Source organism: Acetobacter sp. P5B1 (assembly GCF_018811985.1).
GTDB lineage: Bacteria > Pseudomonadota > Alphaproteobacteria > Acetobacterales > Acetobacteraceae > Acetobacter > Acetobacter cerevisiae.
On the sequence record NZ_JACRVS010000036.1, the window covers coordinates 1 to 17,469 of the forward strand.

Genomic DNA, 17,469 nt, shown 5'->3' on the forward strand with positions numbered 1-17,469 from the left:
GTCAGACGCCTTTCGTGAACGGATATGGGACATGGGAGCCCGACCGGCCATTCCCGCGAAACGACGCGATGCGCCGGTCGCCTGTCCCAAATGGGCCTATCGATGCCGACATCTTGTGGAGAACCTCTGGGCTCGTCTCAAGGAATGGCGCGCTGTCGCAACCAGATACGAAAAAACAGCAACCTCGTTCCTCGCGGTCATCCACATCGCTGCCGCCGCAGACTGGATCAAGTGCTAACAGGCCCTAAACATCTGGAATTAAAAAATTCTCTAGGCTCAGGACTCATTCTTTGAGGTAGAAGATGAAGCTTGCTGCGATGTGGATAGCGGACATGAAAGTGTGTGCGCAGCGGTCATATCGTGTTGCCACCCGCCGCCAGTCTTTGAGCTTTGCGAACATGTTTTCGATGAGGTGGCGCTTTTTATATAGATGCCAGTTGTAAAGTGGCTTTGATTTCCGGTTCTTCTTCGGCGGAATACAAGCGGTGATCTTCCGTTCTGCGAGAGACTGCCTGATTTTATTACTGTCGTATCCCCGGTCCCCGATGACCTCTTCTGTCTCATCGGGAAGGTCTGTCAGAAGTACATCTGCTCCCTTGAAGTCACTAACCTGACCGGCCGTCAGATGAAGACGGACAGGACGGCCTTCGCTATCACAGACGGCATGAAGCTTCGAGTTCAGGCCGCCTTTTGTGCGTCCGATATGGCGGGGAAAAGACCCTTTTTGAGCAGGGACGCTGCCGTTCTATGCGCTTTGAGATGTGTTGCATCGATCATCAAACGCTTCGAACGGCCAGCCTTTTCCGTCAGGGCCACAAAGATCCGGTCGAAGACACCCAGGCGGCTCCACCGGATGAAGCGATTGTATAAGGTCTTGTGCGGACCATACGCTTTCGGAGCGTCTTTCCACTGAAGACCGTTGCGGATCACGTAAACGATCCCGCTCAGGACGCGTCGGTCGTCCACACGCGGAACTCCATGCGCCAGAGGAAAAAATGGACTGATCCGTTCCATCTGCCTCTCCGAAATCAAAAACAACTCACTCACAGCCTCACCTCCATTGGTAAGCCTGTGAATCACAACGTCTCGCTCAGTTCAATAAATTAATAGGTCCTGAGCCTAGTGAAGTTCGCGGAAGGTCTCGCTAAAATAGATGTCCAGAATCAGATCGTCTTCGTATTCGACAATGACGCTGAGGGTCTCGACGCCCATCAGCGTCTGTCTACACTCCCCTTGTCTGCGAATATGCGTGGAATCATGCTGCCTGAGCTCGAAGAGTTCCGCTTTTTTCCAGCGGAAGGTCCTGAGGGCCTCCACACCTCGAACATTAATCGCCGCGCTGCGACAATCGAGTGCTATCTCGATCTCAACGTCGGCGGTTACCCGCCGGCTAAAGTGCTGTGGACCAACTACAAGAAGAGCCTTGGCACGTATCAAGGGGCGCTGGATTACAAGGAATCCTATAGCAAGGAATTCTTAAAGGAATCGGCCACGACGTTGGCTCAAGGTAAATACGATACGCGCAAGATCGAGTCGGTTCTCGATTTGCTCATCGCCGAATGCAAAGCAATCGCTCTCGATCAGTGGGACCCGGCGAGCATCGAGTTGAAACACCCCTTCTGATGGTTGAAAAAAGACCTTCCGCCGACCGATCGATGCACCGTTGAAACTGTTGGTTCAAATGGTATTTTTCATGGTATCACCTGATGTTCTTTATGTAAAAAATTGAAAAAAATACTTTTATTATAATCTATGATTGAGTTGGAATTGTATTTGCGATTATTTCGTGGTCTTGGATGTCCGGTTTTTCAAGTTTCTATCCGAAACCGGACCTTCCGCTATCCCCCCTGAACTGCCTGTCTGCTCATAATATCAAACCAGACAGGCGGCAGTCGCCTTCATGTCGGTCGTTTGGACCACAAGGTTGTTTGCCAAATAGCGGACATCAGCGCTTCAAAGCCTCGTTGCAGAGATTGTCTGGATCTCACTGATTGTACCTCTTGAATGATCCCAAGACACAGACGGGCAACCCATGGACGTTGCGATGAAAATTTCAGCGATACGGAATTGTGATCGGATCATATGACAAGCACACCCTTATACCAACGGAGTTCTCCTGTGACTCATCTGTGATGTGACACGCACCGTCCTTTCTGATTCTCTTTATTGAGGAGGATCGAGGATGGGTGGCGCGATCGCATTACGAACGGACTACACGGCCGAAACACTGCGTCGACTGGCGTCTCGCGCGCGGGAAGCGAATGTGGCACGTCGGCTCCTGTCACTGGCGGCGGTGCAGGACGGCACCAGCCGTGGTGAGGCCGCGCGGATTGGCGGGATGGACCGGCAGACACTGCGGGACTGGGTACACCGGTTCAATATCGCAGGGCCGGACGGCTTGCGTGATCAGTGGCGAAACGGGTCGGTCTGCCGTCTGAATGCGGCTCAACTGGCAGAATTATCGGCGCTGGTCACGGCAGGTCCTGATCTTACCCGGGACGGCGTGGTGCGCTGGCGTCGTGTCGATCTTCAACGGGTCATCGAAGAACGTTTTGGCGTCTCCTATCACGAACGCCATATCTCCGCCCTACTGAAGCGGCTTGGGTTCAGCCATGTCAGCGCGCGTCCGCGTCACCCCGGGCAGGATCCATCCGTCATGGACGCGTTTAAAAAAACTTCCCCACGATCCTGAGCGCTCACACAGGACATCTGCCCAGGGCTAGACGGATCGAGCTCTGGTGGCAGGACGAGGCCCGCATCGGGCAGAAGAACGGTCTTGTCCGGCAATGGGCACGGCGTGGCACCCGACCACGCCAGCCTGCCGATCAACGCTATGAAAATGCCTGGCTGTTCGGCGCCATCTGCCCCGCACTCGGCAAGGCGGCAGGTCTGGTGCTGCCCTTTACCGGGACGGCCAGCATGCAATTGCATATCGACGAGATTGCACGTTGTGTAGCACGGGGAGCCCATGCCGTCGTCCTGCTCGATCGTGCCGGCTGGCATACGACACCCAAACTCAGACTGCCTCGTAACATCAGTCTGATCTTCCTGCCATCCCGCGCTCCCGAACTGAACCCGGTCGAGAATATCTGGCAGTTCCTCCGTGCCAACTGGCTGTCAAACACCGTGTTCAGCGGCATCGAACACATCATCGATGCCGCATGCGCAGCATGGAACAACCTCACCGCCCTGCCAGAGACCATACGCTCAATCGGCATCAGGAAATGGGCTCATATAGGTCAAAGAAGATAACCGTTGGTATTATATCCTCGTCATACTGCCCTATAGTATGACAAGGATACTCAAGGGTAGTATATTCGGGAGTAAGCGTTCGTGCCGCACACACCAGCTGAGAAAAAGCGCGTTCTGACCCGCGTGAGCCGTATTCGCGGGCAACTTGATGCGCTGGAACAGGCTTTGGAGAAGGGAACTGATTGCGGTCCGGTGCTGCAACAGGTGGCGGCTATCCGGGGAGCGATCAACGGATTAATGGTCGGTGTTCTCGAAAGCCACCTGCGGGAAGAATTTGTTGAGTGTGCCGGTGATCGTGATGTTGCCAGTGGTTCGATCGAGAATGTGGTGTCACTCGTTCGATCCTATCTCCGGTAATGCCCTCGATGCTGGCTGATAGGTTATTTGGAGAAAAAATCATGAAATCACGGGCCGCAGTTGCTTTCGAGGCGGGTAAGCCCCTTGAGATTGTCGAGATCGATGTAGCGCCTCCTCGTGCTGGTGAGGTGCTCGTGCAGATCACGCATACGGGTGTGTGCCACACTGATGCGTTTACCCTGTCAGGGGATGATCCCGAGGGACTGTTCCCAGCCGTTTTGGGTCACGAAGGCGCGGGAATTGTCATCGAGGTCGGAGAAGGGGTCACCAGCGTTGCCCCCGGCGACCATGTCATTCCGCTTTACACGGCGGAATGCGGTGAATGTCTGTTCTGTAAGTCGGGAAAAACCAATCTCTGCATTTCAGTGCGCGCCACACAGGGTAAAGGTGTGATGCCGGATGGCACGACACGCTTCTCCTACAAAGGTCAGCCGATCCATCATTACATGGGGTGTTCGACGTTCAGCGAATACACGGTTGTCGCCGAGGTTTCTCTGGCAAAAATCAATCCCGCATCCAATCCAGGGCATGTCTGTCTGTTGGGATGTGGCGTCACCACAGGGATTGGTGCGGTACACAACACGGCCAAGGTGCAGCCGGGAGATACGGTTGCCGTCTTCGGTCTGGGCGGGATCGGTCTGGCGGTCATTCAGGGAGCGCGACAGGCAAAGGCTGGCCGGATTTTCGCTATTGATACCAACCCGGAAAAGTTTGAACTTGCCAAAGCATTCGGCGCCACGGAATTCCTCAACCCCAAGGATTATGACAAACCGATTCAGCAGGTTCTTGTGGAAATGACCGGCTGGGGTATTGATCATACATTTGAATGTATCGGAAACGTCAACGTCATGCGCGCGGCGTTAGAAGCCGCGCATCGTGGGTGGGGGCAGTCGATCGTCATCGGGGTGGCAGGGGCCGGTCAGGAAATATCAACCCGTCCCTTCCAGCTTGTGACGGGGCGTTCGTGGCGCGGCTCGGCTTTCGGTGGGGTCAAGGGACGCAGCCAGCTTCCCGGCATGGTCGAAGATGCCATGCGTGGCGATATCGAACTTGCGCCTTTCGTAACCCACACCATGCCGCTCGAAGACATCAATACGGCCTTCGATCTGATGCATGAAGGAAAATCCATCCGTTCCGTCATTCATTTCTAAGGTCTGCGTCTCACCGCGCAACATCATTTCCAATGGTTGGAAATTACAGGAGAACGATCATGGCAGTTATTTCCGGTGACGGTGTTTTCTCTCACGTTTTTCTTGGGGCAGTGGATACTGCGGTATCCGCGAAATTCTATGACGCCGCGCTTGCGGCTCTGGGCATAAAAAACCTGGGGCCGTTCGGGCATGGGTGGATTCTGTATGGCCGCGAAAAGCCAGCCTTCATCATTGCACGTCCAGGCAACGGTGAAGCGCCCTCAAGCAACGGTGTCACCATCGGTTTTGCAGCAGCGACACCCGCCGAAGTGGAGGCTTTTCATGCCGCAGGTCTTGCCAATGGGGGAACCGATGAAGGCGCACCCGGCCCGCGAAGCCACTTACCGGGCGCTTACGCTGCCTATCTCCGGGATCCGGCAGGGAACAAGATCTGCAGTTATACCTTCACGGACGGTAACTGACATGCGCAAAAGGCAGTGAGAGCCATGGAACGCAAGGAAACACACGCCTCTTTTGGGGGCGAGCAGGAAGTCTGGCGACACAAGTCCGTGTCGTTGGGTGTGGAAGCAAACTTCGCGATCTACCTGCCGCCGCAGGCAAAAACTGAAAAGGTTCCCGTTCTTTACTGGCTCTCCGGTCTGACATGTACGGAGCAGAATTTCATGGGCAAGGCTGGCGCGCAACGCGTGGCCGCAGAACTGGGCATCGCCATTGTCGCGTCGGATACCAGTCCACGGGGCGTGGGTGTGGCTGATGACGATGCGTACGATCTTGGACAGGGTGCCGGATTTTACCTCAATGCGACGCAGGAGCCGTGGGCTGCGCATTATCGGATGTATGATTACGTCGTCACGGAACTTCCTGCGCTGATTGAGGCGAGCTTTCCGGTTACGCAGCAGCGAGGCATTGCGGGACATTCGATGGGTGGATTTGGCGCCATCATGATCGCGCTGCGTAATCCTGGCCGCTATCGTTCTGTGTCAGCCTTTTCACCCATTGTGGCGCCAACGCAGGTACCATGGGGTGAAAAAGCATTCAGTGCTTATCTGGGTCCGGATCGTGCCAGTTGGGCAGCCTATGACCCGCTTGAACTTGTGCGGACAGCGAAGGAAAGACTGCCTGTTCTGATAGATCAGGGTCTGGCGGACCAGTTTCTGAAAGAACAGCTCAGGCCAGAACTGTTCCAGGAAGCCGCACAGAATGCAGGGCAGGAACTCATCCTGAATCTTCGTCCTGATTACGATCACAGCTATTATTTTGTAGCCAGTTTTATTGCAGATCATCTCAGATATTTCGTGAGTAAACTACGATGAATAGATTGTCAGTTTTTTGGATCTGGAATTTTCTGGCTTTGAGTGGAGATAAAATCTGTTAGGGGCATCTTTCAAACTGTGAAATCAGCTGGCAGCTTTCCGCACCTTTTATCCGGAAGCAGTCCAACTGTTTTGTTTTCTTCCACGATTTGCCTGTTTGCTCAGCGATATAGGAGAAGACAGGCAGCAGTCGCCTCATGTCGGACAATCCGAAACACAAACGAATGACCGCAAAGCGGACGATGCAGGCCCATCTTGCCTGGGTGATTTTTATTCTCTCAGGCGAGTATCAATGCCCGCCAGATTCAGTTCGATCCGAACTGGCGTTTCTTTTCCGAAGGCCTGATGAAGCGCGTGGTGAACAACAGAGCGCCATGAAATAACGCGAGCAATCCAAATGTTTCGGCATAAGCCTCTGACACGACATGAGACGGAGCGACTGTCGCAAGCCGCCACCCAAGGAATGTGGCGCACGCTGTAATCAATGTCGGCCCTCCGATCCTTTGCATGATGTTCAGCGCAGTTGTCGCCATCGGAATATCCGCGCGGGCGATCGAAGCGTATCCCGCGCTCATCGCCGGAATGCCGACGGCACCCCCGCCGCCGCCACGCAGCAACAATGCTATGCTCAGCAGGGCAACGTTCAGACCGCTATAGGCAAGCACCACCAAAATCACTGTTCCGACCAACGAGATAAGAGCCCCGCAACCGGTCAGATCGCGCGCGTCAAACCGGTCACTCAGACGGCCAATGAGCGGATAGACGCACATCATCCCCAGACCCAGGGGTGCCATGAACAGGCCCGTCCGCTCGGGCGAGACACCGCAGGCGTGGATCAGCCATACGGGTAGCAGCATCTGACCAGCGAACGACACCCCGTTCGTCAGAAACATGATGATCGCCGACACCGAAAAGGCAGGCGCACGCAGCAGGCGCAGGTCGATCAGCGCGTCATCGCCCTTGCGTCGCGCGGATCGGACATACAGGAGGAACAGAACGAGGGACGCGCCTAAGGTCGCCTGTCCATAAGGCCGGGCGACATGATCCATGCCGTAGAGAAACGAGACGAGAGCGGGCGCGAGAAATCCTAGCCCTGTCAGGTCAAGTGGACGGGGGCGCTCGTCATGCCGATCGTCAGGGAGAAACAGAACGGCAAGGGCAAAAGCCGCAAACCCGACCGGCACATTGAGAAGAAATATCCATCGCCAGGACGCGACGGAGAGAATGGCGCCCGCGAGGACCGGTCCAAGAAGTGGCGCGAGCAGAACGGGTGCCGTCATTGCGCTCGCAACCCTCGGCATCTGACGGCCCGCCACACGGGCAACCGTCATCTGCGCCATAGGGGCAAGCAGGCCGCCCGCCATGCCTTGCAGCAGACGGAATACGATCAGGGACGGCGCGGACCACGCCAGCGCGCAAAGACCTGATGTCAGCGTGAAGGCACCGAAGCACCATAAATAGACCGCTCGCCCCCCGAGGCGACTCACGAGCCATCCATTCAGCGGCAATGTCAGGGCGAGAGCCAGCAGATAGCCGCTGACCACCCACTGAATGTGTGAAAACGGCGCGTGCAGGGTCGCGACAAGATCTGGGAGCGACACATTGACGATCGTGGCATCCAGTTGCGCCATGAAAGACCCAACCGTCGCGACGCTCACGATTTTCCATGTGCCCGGAGGCAATTTTTCCGAGCGCGGCGATGGCAGCAGTGTTTCAGCCTTCACGAGCAATCTAGCCCAAAGCCGTGGAATATGCTGTCCGATGCCATGCGCTCACGCATCCAGCGTAATCGCCTCGCTCGTCGTCACACGGCCAAGGCGGGGAAAAATCTCTTCGCAGGCAAAGCGCTGCATCTCTTGCGTGAAAGTGGACATGAGATCTTCGGCGAGCACGACGTTGTATCCATGCTCATGAGCCGCCCGAGCGGTGGATTCCACACCTAGATTCGTCGCGATCCCACCGAGAACGATCGTGGTGATCCCGCGACGTCGAAGCTGGAGGTCAAGATCCGTACCGTAGAATGCACCCCATTGCCGTTTCGTGATACGCAGATCGGTCGGTTCGGCGAGGCCGTCGACCAGTTCTGCCCAGTCTGGCGCGAAGCCTCCGGGCGGCGAAAAGGAGCGATCGACGACCGCATGCACGGCATCGGCGAAATCTGGCGCGAACGCTACATTCACCAGAATGACCGGAGCCGAGGCATTCCGGAAACGAACTGCGAGTTCTTTCGATCGCTCAACAATCGCCGCACCCGGTGTCGGAGCCAGGGGAAGCCCCGTAATGCCCTTCTGGAGATCGATCAGGACAAGAGCCGTCTTGGTGGCTTGAATCGAAATCATGGAGAAACATCCCTGTCGGCGTTAGAACCGCCATCCCGAACCATTGTCCGGAACACGCGGTAACGTTAGTAAGTTGAGTATACACTCAAGCAGGAGCATTATTTGAGGATGGACTCAAATTCGTCAAGGGGTAAAAGAACGTCTCTTCAGCCGCTGCGTGCGGCTGGGCGTCAGCGCGTTGAGGAATTGCTGGAGGCCGCGTCTGATCTCATGGCGGAACGAGGGTACGAGGCCACGACCATGGCGGAGATCGCCGCGCGCGCCGGGGCGAAGATCGGCTCGCTCTATCGTTTCTTTCCAAACAAGGAGGCGGTCGCGGACGCTTTGGTGCAGCGGCATATCGCCGTTCTGGAAGACGAATACGCGGCACTCGCCAAACGTGCCGCCACGCTGTCGCCCGAAGCATTGGCGGACGTCCTGATCGAGTTGCTTGTCACGCTTTATCCTCGCGTGAAATCCCTGTCCGCGCTGATGGAGGCCCGGACCGACAGGATGGAGATTCGCGAACGTGCACGAGGACATGCGATAGCTGGAATTGCGGCTGCGTTGCGTGTCTGTGCACCAGGGTTGGGTGAGATGCTGGCGAAAGACATTTCTGCGGTCGTTCTGAACACTATGAAAGTGTTGCGCGGTATGCTCTCGAAGGACGCGCCCACGATGCCAGGTGCGCCTGACGAATTGCGGCGGATGCACCGTCTTTATCTCGCGGACCGGCTGGAGCCGTTTCGGCGCACTTTAGACAGTATAACGGAGGCGGAGCCATAATTTCGCGGATTGGTGCAGTATTCGCCCCACGACCTAAGAGCCTTGGCGCTGTCCCGGAGAGCGAGATGTCATGGCAGCTTACGCCTCCTTCTCGGCCGTGTTCAGACTTGCTCAAAGTTTCGATAAGCAGACCTTCTATATCGGCGACGCAAGCCAGGCCGCCAGTTGCCGGACCATGGATCTGGCGACACGGCCGGCGCCCAGCAGCGTGGCGGATGCGGGCCCACACCAGGAGCCATAACCCAGCAGCCAGAGACGTGGCTCCCTGACGGCCTGCTGCCCGTTAACACGGATCAAGCCGTCCGGCTCGATCACGTCGAGTGATGCAAATACACCGAGCGCGGGTCGGAAGCCGGTACACCAGATGATCCTATCGATGGCTTCTTCCCGCCCGTCGGGCCAGACGACGCCCGTCGCCGTCACACGTACAAACGGGCGCACCGCGTGGAGCACGCCTCGCTCCCTGGCGGCGCGCACAGGTGGGACCATGACGATATCGCCAAAGCCGCTGGTGGGCATGGCCGACGGGCCGCCGAGAACGCGAGCGGTCGCCCGCTCGAACAGGACCCGTCCGTCCACGTCATCGGGCAGAAAGATGGGATCATGCAGCGTGACCCATGTTGCCTGAGCGACAAGCGACAGCTCCGCCATAATCTGTGCCCCGGAGTTGCCCCCACCCACCACCAGTACACGTCGGCCGGCAAAGGGCGCGGCATTCCGGTAATGGCTGGAATGGAGTTGCGTCCCGCCGAAGAGGTCACGCCCCGCGACATCGGGAACAAAGGGGGCTGACCACGTACCGGTCGCCCCGATAACCGCACGGCCAAGAAAATCACCCGCGCTGGTTCTGACAGTCAGAAGTTTTCCGTTCGCGCGCTCCACACACTCGACCATGACCGGACGGCGGATCGGCGGCGCATAGCGCGCCTCGTAGCGGTGCAGATAGTCCAACACCTCGTCACGGGTCGGATAGCCGCCATCCGGCGTGTCTGGCATCGGCCAGCCGGGCAGCGAACTGTAGGACGCGGGTGAAAACAGATGCAGGGAGTCCCAGCCATGCACCCATGCACCACCCGCCTGCGTCCCGTTATCAAGAATGACGTAACGCAGTCCGGTCCGTCGTAGAAAATACGACGCGGCGAGGGCCGCCTGACCGCCTCCCACGATCACAACATCGAACTGTTCCGCCATTGCCCGGCTCACAGACTTTCCGGGAGACGGAATTCCGCCTTGCGTTCGCTGTAGCGATCAACGAGGTAGTCGGCCCGGTCGCGCAGCAGCCATGTGAACTTCATCAGCTCCTCCATGACATCTACCATCCGGTCATAGAGGGGGGATGGCTTCATCCGGTCATCGTCACCGAACTGGGTATAGGCCATCGGCACGCTGGACTGATTGGGGACGGTGAACATCCGCATCCACCGGCCCAGCACCCGTAGGGCATTGACGGAATTGAAGCTCTGCGATCCGCCCGAAACCTGCATGACCGCCAGCGTGCGGCCCTGCGTCGGGCGGATCGAGCCTTCCGTCAGGGGCAACCAGTCGATCTGGTTCTTGAACACGGCAGTGATGTTGCCGTGCCGTTCGGGGCTGCACCAGACCTGGCCTTCAGACCAGATCGAGAGTTCCCGCAGTTCCCGCACCTTCGAATGACTTGCGGGCACGGAATCCGCTACCGGCAGGCCGGTCGGGTCGAACACCCGTGTCTCGGCCCCCAGCACCTTCAGGATGCGTTCTGCCTCAAGCACCAGCAACCGGCTGAAGGATCGGGGGCGTAAAGAGCCATAGAGCAGAAGCATACGCGGCGGATGGTCCACACGCGGTTGCGGTTCCAGCCGCGCGAGATCGACCTGTTCAAGATATTCGGGGTGAAGGGCCGGCAAGTCAGGTTCAGTCATTGTGATATCGGTCCATTCATGCATTACGGCTGGCTGATTAGAGGCAGCCACAGGGCCAGCGCCAGGAGTGTGACCAGCAGGACGGGAGGTGTGATCACCAGACCCACCTTCATATATTGCCCCCACGTGACCCGATGGTTCCTGGACGCCAGCACATGCAGCCAGAGCAGTGTCGCGAGACTGCCGATCGGCGTGAATTTCGGCCCGAGGTCGCAGCCGATGATGTTGGCATAGACCATCAGGTCGCGTGTCAGCGGCGTGATGTCGTGCGCCTGCTGGATCGCCAGTGCCCCGACCAGCACACTCGGCATATTGTTCATGATGGACGACAGAACAGCCGCCAGAAAGCCGGCGCCGATGGTGGCGATGGTGGCGATGAACGGCCCCTGATGGCCAAGCCAGACCAGTGCGGCCGCAAGGTAGTCGGTCAGCCCGGCATTGCGCAGGCCATACACCACCAGATACATGCCCAGCGAGAAGATCACGATCTGCCATGGTGCGCCCATCAGCACCTTGCGAACAGGGATCACCCGGCCATATCCGGCGACGAGCAACAGGGTTCCGGCGGCCAGACAGGCTACAACACAGACCGGGATATGAAACGGCGCTGTCAGGAAATAGGCCGCCAGAACGAGGACCAGCAGCGGAAATGCCGCCCGAAATACATGGTGGTCACGAATTGCCGCAGCGGGTGCTGGCAGTTCGGCGACGGGATAGGTCGCAGGCACCTGCCGCCAGTACCACAGCCAAAGCACAGCCAGCGTCGCGCCCAGCGCCACCAGATCGACAGGGACCATGATCGCGGCATAGCGATCAAACGCAATGCCAAAGAAACTGGCGCTGACGATGTTCACCAGGTTGGAAATGACAAGCGGCAGGCTGGTGGTATCCGCGACGAACCCAGTGGCGATAATAAAGGCCAGCGCCGCGCCATGGCTCCGGCGCAGTTGCGTCAGGATAGCGATGACAATGGGCGTCAGCAGCAGCGCCGCGCCGTCATTGGCGAAAACCGCTGCAATGGCCGCTCCCAGCACCACGATCAGCGGGAATAGCGTCCGGCCTCGCCCTTTGCCCCAGCGTACGACGTGCAGGGCGGCCCAATGGAAGAACCCTGCCTCATCCAGCAACAGCGAGATGACGATCAGCGCGATAAAGGTGAAGGTCGCGTCCCAGACGATGTGCCAGACGACAGGAATATCGTGCCAGTGGATGACATCGGTCGCCAGTGCCACGGCGGCACCGGCCATCGCACTCCAGCCGATGCCGAGACCCCGTGGCTGCCAGATGACGAAGACCAGCGTTGCAATGAAAATGGCAAGGGCCAGCATCAGACGATCCGTTTCCCGGCCTCATCCACGATCTTCTCGCCGTCCTCCTTGGCGAAAGCACCCTTCTGTGGCGTGGGTAGAATGTCCAGAACCACCTCGGAGGGACGGCAGAGTTTCACGCCAAGCGGTGTGACAACGATGGGCCGGTTGATCAGGATCGGGTGTGCGATCATGGCGTCGATCAGCGTATCATCGCTCAGGGCCGGGTTGTCGAGGCCGAGTTCGTGAAAGGGCGTGCCCTTTTCCCGCAGGATCGCGCGCACCGGAACCCCCATACGGGCGATCAGATCGACCAGTTCCGCGCGGCTGGGTGGCGTTTTCAGATATTCGATGATCCTGGGCTCCTCGCCGCTGTTGCGGATCAGTGCCAGCACGTTGCGCGACGTGCCGCAGGCCGGGTGGTGGTAGATCGTGATGGTCATGGACAGGATTCCGGGCTCGGGCAGCAGGAGGACAGGTTCGCGATCAGGGGCGCGCAGAGTTCGGGGCTGCCCGCACAGCAGTCCCTGACGAGGAAAAGCATCAGGTCGCGCAGGCGCGGAAGACAAGCACGATAGACGATCAGCCGGCTGTGGCGCTGCGAGGTCAGCAGGCCAGCCCGCGTCAGGGTAGCGAGATGGGCCGATATGGTGTTCTGCGGGACATCGAGGTGCCGCGCGACGTCCCCGGCGGGCAGCCCGTCCGGTTCGTGGCGCACCAGCAGGCGGAAGATCTCCAGCCGCGTGGACTGGGACAGGGCGTTGAGGGCCGAGAGCGCGGATTCTGTATCCATAAATCGACGATCACGGATATATGGGATGAAGTCAAGACCACCCAGGACATGCCTCGTTCAGAGCTTGGAACGCGGCGTCACACGCCGAACAGGCGGCCGATCCCGCCCGTGACGATCATTGCCACAATACCCCAGAACGTCACACGCAGTGCTGGGCGCAGAGGCGCTGCGCCGCCGGCAATCGCGCCAACGCCCCCCAGAACAGCGAGAAGCACGACGGACGTCAGGGACACGCCCCAGGACACCCAGGCCACGGGGGCCAGAACAGCTGCCAGCACGGGCAGTAATGCTCCGGATGAAAAGGCGGTTGCTGAGGCGAATGCCGCCTGTATGGGTCTTGCCGCCGTGGCCTCGGACAAACCCAGTTCATCCCTTGCATGGGCACCGAGCGCATCATGCTTCATGAGGGCAACGGCGACCTTGCGCGAGAGGTCTTTATCCAGCCCTCTCTTCTGATAAATCCCGGCCAGTTCGGTGACTTCGCCCTCCCAGTCCGTGACCAGTTCCTGTTTCTCGCGGGCGATGTCGGCGTGTTCGGAATCGGCCTGGGAACTGACCGAGACATACTCGCCCGCCGCCATGGACAGGGCGCCCGCGACAAGCGCGGACAGTCCCGCGACGAGAATGCTGCCGCGTGTCGCATGAGAACTGGCAACGCCGACGATGAGGCTGCCGGTCGACAGCGTTCCGTCATTGGCGCCGAGAACAGCCGCACGCAGCCATCCCAGTTTCTCGACGGCATGACGTTCGGCCAAAGGATGGAGACGCGACATAAGATGACCTGCTGCTTCTGGTGAATACAAATAAAGGTTAAGATGCATCATTTGCCGCGACAACAGATATTTCATTCTGATATTGCGAGTTATTTTCAATGTTATTTATGTTTTAGGAAAATCTGTTCTGTTCAGAATCCTGTCAGGTAAGCATGATACGGAAGTGGATTCAGGGTTCTTTTTTGCCGAGACGTATATGCCTTATTCAACGCCGGACATCACAGATAGCCTGCTGCGTTACGACAGGCCGACGATCATCCTTCACTGGATGACGGCCTTTCTGGTGCTGCTTCAGTTTGCTCTTGGCGAAACCTGGAACTGGCCAACAAAACCCGTCCATCATCTGATGGTGGTCGCGCATCTGACAGCCGGCATCCTGCTGACCGCAATTATGGTGTTCCGCATTGTCTGGCGTCTGACGAAAGGCCGGCATCTGTCGGACCTTCTCGTGCCTGTGGCCCGGGTATTCGCCCTTGGAGCAGAGTACACGCTCTATGTGCTGCTTCTGGCGGAAATCTTGCTGGGCTATCTCTGGCGATGGGGTGCCGGGCAGACGATGAGTTTTTTCGGCCTTCTGATCCCATCCCCGTTTGCACGGTTCCCGGCAGAAACCGTGACGTGGCTTCACACGCTGCATGAGTGGAACGCCTGGCTGATCATGGGCTTTGCGACAGGTCATGGCGCGCGGCGCTTTTTCATCAGTTCGTCCTGAAGGACAAAGTTCTCGGGCGCATGTTGCCGCAGTGTTTCTTGCTCCGTCAGTGAGGCGGTCAGTATCCTGTCTGATTGTATGACTGGGCACACCGTGATGCTGGGCCGCCAACAAGCCAGAAGTGATGATTTTTTGTTGTCATCAGCAGCTCCACATGAATGCCGGTTCATGGGAATTGTCTCCTGTCGAACGGGAAAATAAGAAAGTATCGACTCAATGACGATCGTGCCGCGTGGCGTGGGACCAGAAAGACCGGGGTCGGCTCTTGAGGTGCTCCTCATCTTTCTCAGGCTGGGCGTCACCTGCTTCGGCGGGCCGATCGCGCATATCGGGTATTTCCGGGACGAATTCGTCGTCCGACGCCGGTGGCTCAATGAGCGCGCCTATGCCGATCTCGTCGGGCTGTGTCAGTTCCTGCCCGGTCCCGCGAGCAGCCAGGTGGGATTTTCCATTGGCCTGATGCGGGCCGGTTATGCAGGCGGTTTTGCGGCGTGGGCGGGGKTCACCCTGCCTTCGGCACTTATACTGGTCCTCTTCGCCTATGGCGCGAACGCGCTTGCCGGCCCGACTGGTGCAGGCCTTCTGCATGGACTGAAACTCGTCGCCGTCGCCATCGTCGCACAGGCCGTATGGGGCATGGCGCGCACGCTGTGTCCGGACCGGACGCGAGCTTCGATCGCGGTCACGGCCGCGCTCATCGTTCTGTTCGCCATCTCACCGCTTGCCCAGATCGCGGCCATCGTTCTCGGGGGCCTCGCCGGCTTGTGGCTTTGCCGCTCTGTGCAGACGTCAGATGGCGAGCATATTACAGTGCCCGTATCGCATCGTGCAGGGATCGTCGCACTGGCTCTCTTTCTGGCGTTGCTCTTCGGTCTGCCCGTTCTCGCCTGCCATGGCGCACCAGAGGGCGTTTCCCTGTTCGACGCCTTCTACCGGTCAGGCGCGCTCGTGTTCGGTGGCGGTCATGTCGTGCTGCCCTTGCTGCACGAGGCTTTCGTGACATCGGGCTGGGTCAGCGACGACACCTTTCTCGCCGGTTATGGCGCGGCACAGGCGGTTCCGGGGCCGCTTTTCACGTTCGCGGCCTATCTCGGCGCGGTCGTCGGGCAATCTCCCCACGGTGTTGCCGGTGCCGCTTTCGGTCTTTTCGGCATCTTTCTGCCGGGCATCCTGGTCCTGATCGGAGCTTTGCCCTTCTGGGACACCTTCCGCAGCCAGCGGGCCGTTCAGGCGACGATGCGCGGCGTCAACGCAGCGGTCGTGGGCCTGCTGGGGGCGGCGCTCTATACACCGGTCTGGACGAGCGCGGTCAGGTCGGCGGCGGATTTCGGGATCGTGCTGGTCGGTTTCGTCCTGCTGACCGTCTGGCGGGCGCCACCCCTGGTGGTAGTCGGTATCAGCGCGCTGGGAGGGGTCGTCATTGGGCAGGCGGCATAATGAAATGTTCAGTCAGCGACGTGCATCGACGCGTGATCGCCATACCGTTTTTCAACGCACACTTCAATAATGGCGCGTCGTTATAAGGGCCATGTTTCGGCCGTTTCCTGTGTAAGTCAGCCAGAAAACGGACAGGCAGTTTACCCCCCCTAATTACCCTTCCCCGCTGAATACTTCACGAGGAAGGGCGATATTTTCCTCAATCGTTTTTAACCCAGAACCTCATTTTTGCATTTCTACGCGAGGTCCATCCGGCTTGCTGCATGGCTTGAGCAAATGCCCGTTGATGGATCCTAGACAATGGCCATTGATACTGAAGTAAACCTTCGACCACCAACCGTGAGGTGATATGGCCTGTCTGAGAGGCAGCCCAGATTTCGAGCACTTCGGGCATCCGGGCGTCTAGCCGCTCCTCGAATGTCGGAAGCGGCTGAGAAGGCGGCGGCGCCCGCTCCTGCTCTTCCCGTGCAGAATAAAAATCCTCTGCGATGACCGAAATACGCTCATCGGGAGTTTCCGGGCTTTTGCACCGCGTTCCGAAAAGATGCTCGGCCAGAAATTCAGCATGCTCTTGCAGGGTCAATTCTGCTTCGGGGTCAGCAACCGCGCCGGCCTCAATTTCTTCCCACGCTTTGCGCAGCCCAATGGGTTCCCAATATGAGCGGGAGTAATGCTCCGCCAGGTTCTCCTGAGTGACCACCACCCACCGGCCCTGTATCACGTTGAAAATTTCAATGCGTTCGGGAAGGCATTTTCGTCTCCTGCTTTCCCTCAGCCATTCCCTGCGTTTTTCTTGATTATGTACGGGAGCATCACCGCGTTGCTGTGGATCATAAAGCTGACTGTTGGACTTAGCTCGAACATCCTTCCAGATGTCGCCTGGATCACCGAACCCCCGAACAGACAGCGGGCAGAGCTCCAGAATATTTTCTGGCCCAGCCATACACCATTTCCACGTTATGACGTTCCATACCAGAAGACGCTCAGTCTTTGGGTTATATCTGGTGTTTCGCATCAGCCAGGCTCTCTGGTTTGGCCCCGACAGCATTCTCACTGCGTCATCACGCATGATGATATTCCTCATTGGTTTCCAAGCTTCGTTCTGAACGGATCGGAGAAACCAGTTGAGGCGGCCCTGTGGGCCATGGCGATGCGTAGACGCGCGAGATCGCCCGGCCCTCTTCCGAAGGTCGAGACGTGCATAAGTGTCTGATAAGCCAGTCTTTCATGGCGATCAGACGTCGATTTGTAGGGATTTATGATGGAAGTGGTTGCGGGGGCAGGATTTGAACCTGCGGCCTTCAGGTTATGAGCCTGACGAGCTACCGGGCTGCTCCACCCCGCGGTGGTGTTGATTAGGGTAGACTGGAAG

General features: G+C 58.2%; 19 protein-coding genes, 1 tRNA gene and 1 pseudogene. 10 read left to right on the forward strand and 11 right to left on the reverse strand.

The annotated features are described in order from the left end of the window. A partial coding sequence (locus tag KP703_RS13990; RefSeq protein ID WP_215755390.1) for a transposase occupies positions 1–238 on the forward strand: 238 nt, incomplete at its 5' end. A gap of 45 nt (positions 239–283) precedes the next feature. On the opposite strand, the gene KP703_RS13995 is transcribed toward KP703_RS13990, so the two are convergent. After that, a protein-coding gene (locus KP703_RS13995) for an IS5 family transposase (protein ID WP_132012119.1) occupies positions 284–1,047 on the reverse strand; the annotation gives its coding sequence in 2 pieces (ribosomal slippage) (positions 284–714 and positions 714–1,047; 765 coding nt in all). Between the two features lie 75 nt (positions 1,048–1,122). Here KP703_RS13995 and KP703_RS14000 point away from each other — a divergent pair. The 6 genes from KP703_RS14000 (at position 1,123) to fghA (ending at position 6,073) form a co-directional block, all read left to right on the forward strand. Next, positions 1,123–1,623 (forward strand): hypothetical protein, encoded by a 501-nt coding sequence (locus KP703_RS14000; protein ID WP_215755391.1) that lies wholly within the window; start codon positions 1,123–1,125, stop codon positions 1,621–1,623. 559 nt (positions 1,624–2,182) lie between these two features. Next, a protein-coding gene (locus KP703_RS14005) for an IS630 family transposase (RefSeq protein WP_215755392.1) occupies positions 2,183–3,252 on the forward strand; the annotation gives its coding sequence in 2 pieces (ribosomal slippage) (positions 2,183–2,669 and positions 2,669–3,252; 1,071 coding nt in all). 81 nt (positions 3,253–3,333) lie between these two features. After that, positions 3,334–3,609: a formaldehyde-responsive transcriptional repressor FrmR gene (gene frmR, locus KP703_RS14010; protein ID WP_215755393.1), complete on the forward strand. Its 276-nt coding sequence runs from the start codon at positions 3,334–3,336 to the stop codon at positions 3,607–3,609. Positions 3,610–3,650: 41 nt separating this feature from the next. Next, complete coding sequence (locus KP703_RS14015) at positions 3,651–4,760, forward strand: S-(hydroxymethyl)glutathione dehydrogenase/class III alcohol dehydrogenase (RefSeq protein WP_003618980.1); 1,110 nt, start codon at positions 3,651–3,653, stop codon at positions 4,758–4,760. 59 nt (positions 4,761–4,819) lie between these two features. Continuing rightward, positions 4,820–5,221, forward strand: coding sequence for a VOC family protein (locus KP703_RS14020; RefSeq protein ID WP_003618982.1), 402 nt, complete (start codon positions 4,820–4,822; stop codon positions 5,219–5,221). A gap of 24 nt (positions 5,222–5,245) precedes the next feature. Beyond that, positions 5,246–6,073 carry an S-formylglutathione hydrolase gene (gene fghA / locus KP703_RS14025; RefSeq protein ID WP_025440048.1) on the forward strand — a complete coding sequence of 276 codons (828 nt, stop codon included), beginning with the start codon at positions 5,246–5,248 and terminating at the stop codon, positions 6,071–6,073. Positions 6,074–6,378: 305 nt separating this feature from the next. Here fghA and KP703_RS14030 read toward each other — a convergent pair whose 3' ends face one another. Together KP703_RS14030 and KP703_RS14035 are read right to left on the reverse strand one after the other, a co-directional pair. Further along, positions 6,379–7,797, reverse strand: coding sequence for a DHA2 family efflux MFS transporter permease subunit (locus KP703_RS14030; protein WP_215755394.1), 1,419 nt, complete (start codon positions 7,795–7,797; stop codon positions 6,379–6,381). 48 nt (positions 7,798–7,845) lie between these two features. Beyond that, positions 7,846–8,412, reverse strand: coding sequence for a hydrolase (locus KP703_RS14035; protein WP_215755395.1), 567 nt, complete (start codon positions 8,410–8,412; stop codon positions 7,846–7,848). A gap of 108 nt (positions 8,413–8,520) precedes the next feature. Between KP703_RS14035 and KP703_RS14040 the strand changes: the two genes are divergently transcribed. Further along, complete coding sequence (locus KP703_RS14040; protein WP_042061684.1) at positions 8,521–9,177, forward strand: TetR/AcrR family transcriptional regulator; 657 nt, start codon at positions 8,521–8,523, stop codon at positions 9,175–9,177. Positions 9,178–9,312: 135 nt separating this feature from the next. Here the strand turns inward: KP703_RS14040 and KP703_RS14045 are convergent, their stop codons facing one another. The 6 genes from KP703_RS14045 to KP703_RS14070 all read right to left on the reverse strand — a co-directional run bounded on the left by KP703_RS14045 (position 9,313) and on the right by KP703_RS14070 (position 13,948). Then, on the reverse strand, positions 9,313–10,368 hold the full coding sequence (locus KP703_RS14045) for an ArsO family NAD(P)H-dependent flavin-containing monooxygenase (RefSeq protein WP_007397880.1): 1,056 nt from the start codon (positions 10,366–10,368) through the stop codon (positions 9,313–9,315). A gap of 8 nt (positions 10,369–10,376) precedes the next feature. Next, the gene (arsH, locus tag KP703_RS14050; RefSeq protein ID WP_215755396.1) at positions 10,377–11,075 is read right to left on the reverse strand and encodes an arsenical resistance protein ArsH; all 699 of its coding nucleotides are present in this window, start codon (positions 11,073–11,075) and stop codon (positions 10,377–10,379) included. A gap of 23 nt (positions 11,076–11,098) precedes the next feature. Next, entirely contained in the window at positions 11,099–12,403 is a 1,305-nt protein-coding gene (locus tag KP703_RS14055) for an arsenic transporter (RefSeq protein ID WP_306789706.1), read from the reverse strand. After that, positions 12,403–12,825 carry an arsenate reductase (glutaredoxin) gene (arsC, locus tag KP703_RS14060; RefSeq protein ID WP_173575027.1) on the reverse strand — a complete coding sequence of 141 codons (423 nt, stop codon included), beginning with the start codon at positions 12,823–12,825 and terminating at the stop codon, positions 12,403–12,405. Before arsC ends, KP703_RS14055 begins: the two co-directional genes overlap by 1 nt. Next, positions 12,822–13,175, reverse strand: a complete 354-nt coding sequence (locus tag KP703_RS14065; RefSeq protein WP_173585257.1) for a helix-turn-helix transcriptional regulator — start codon at positions 13,173–13,175, stop codon at positions 12,822–12,824. Before KP703_RS14065 ends, arsC begins: the two co-directional genes overlap by 4 nt. A 77-nt stretch (positions 13,176–13,252) precedes the next feature. Beyond that, complete coding sequence (locus tag KP703_RS14070; protein ID WP_215755400.1) at positions 13,253–13,948, reverse strand: VIT family protein; 696 nt, start codon at positions 13,946–13,948, stop codon at positions 13,253–13,255. A gap of 196 nt (positions 13,949–14,144) precedes the next feature. Between KP703_RS14070 and KP703_RS14075 the strand changes: the two are divergent. Both KP703_RS14075 and chrA read left to right on the forward strand, forming a co-directional pair. Further along, positions 14,145–14,713 (forward strand): annotated as a pseudogene (locus KP703_RS14075) (cytochrome b). A gap of 163 nt (positions 14,714–14,876) precedes the next feature. Continuing rightward, positions 14,877–16,097 carry a chromate efflux transporter gene (gene chrA, locus KP703_RS14080; protein ID WP_215755397.1) on the forward strand — a complete coding sequence of 407 codons (1,221 nt, stop codon included), beginning with the start codon at positions 14,877–14,879 and terminating at the stop codon, positions 16,095–16,097. Between the two features lie 199 nt (positions 16,098–16,296). On the opposite strand, the gene KP703_RS14085 is transcribed toward chrA, so the two are convergent. Both KP703_RS14085 and KP703_RS14090 read right to left on the reverse strand, forming a co-directional pair. Further along, positions 16,297–17,166 (reverse strand): hypothetical protein, encoded by an 870-nt coding sequence (locus KP703_RS14085; protein WP_215755398.1) that lies wholly within the window; start codon positions 17,164–17,166, stop codon positions 16,297–16,299. Between the two features lie 199 nt (positions 17,167–17,365). Then, positions 17,366–17,442 (reverse strand) — tRNA-Met (locus KP703_RS14090). Positions 17,443–17,469: the final 27 nt, after the last annotated feature.

What these genes read in the sequence shown, in the direction of transcription:
- KP703_RS14015 (WP_003618980.1), top strand. Translation starts at nt 3,651, where the DNA reads ATGAAATCACGGGCCGCAGTTGCTTTCGAGGCGGGTAAGCCCCTTGAG.
- KP703_RS14020 (WP_003618982.1), top strand. Translation starts at nt 4,820, where the DNA reads ATGGCAGTTATTTCCGGTGACGGTGTTTTCTCTCACGTTTTTCTTGGG.
- fghA (WP_025440048.1), top strand. Translation starts at nt 5,246, where the DNA reads ATGGAACGCAAGGAAACACACGCCTCTTTTGGGGGCGAGCAGGAAGTC.
- KP703_RS14035 (WP_215755395.1), bottom strand. Translation starts at nt 8,412, where the DNA reads ATGATTTCGATTCAAGCCACCAAGACGGCTCTTGTCCTGATCGATCTC.
- KP703_RS14040 (WP_042061684.1), top strand. Translation starts at nt 8,521, where the DNA reads ATGGACTCAAATTCGTCAAGGGGTAAAAGAACGTCTCTTCAGCCGCTG.
- KP703_RS14045 (WP_007397880.1), bottom strand. Translation starts at nt 10,368, where the DNA reads ATGGCGGAACAGTTCGATGTTGTGATCGTGGGAGGCGGTCAGGCGGCC.
- arsH (WP_215755396.1), bottom strand. Translation starts at nt 11,075, where the DNA reads ATGACTGAACCTGACTTGCCGGCCCTTCACCCCGAATATCTTGAACAG.
- KP703_RS14055 (WP_306789706.1), bottom strand. Translation starts at nt 12,403, where the DNA reads ATGCTGGCCCTTGCCATTTTCATTGCAACGCTGGTCTTCGTCATCTGG.
- arsC (WP_173575027.1), bottom strand. Translation starts at nt 12,825, where the DNA reads ATGACCATCACGATCTACCACCACCCGGCCTGCGGCACGTCGCGCAAC.
- KP703_RS14065 (WP_173585257.1), bottom strand. Translation starts at nt 13,175, where the DNA reads ATGGATACAGAATCCGCGCTCTCGGCCCTCAACGCCCTGTCCCAGTCC.
- KP703_RS14070 (WP_215755400.1), bottom strand. Translation starts at nt 13,948, where the DNA reads ATGTCGCGTCTCCATCCTTTGGCCGAACGTCATGCCGTCGAGAAACTG.
- KP703_RS14085 (WP_215755398.1), bottom strand. Translation starts at nt 17,166, where the DNA reads ATGCGTGATGACGCAGTGAGAATGCTGTCGGGGCCAAACCAGAGAGCC.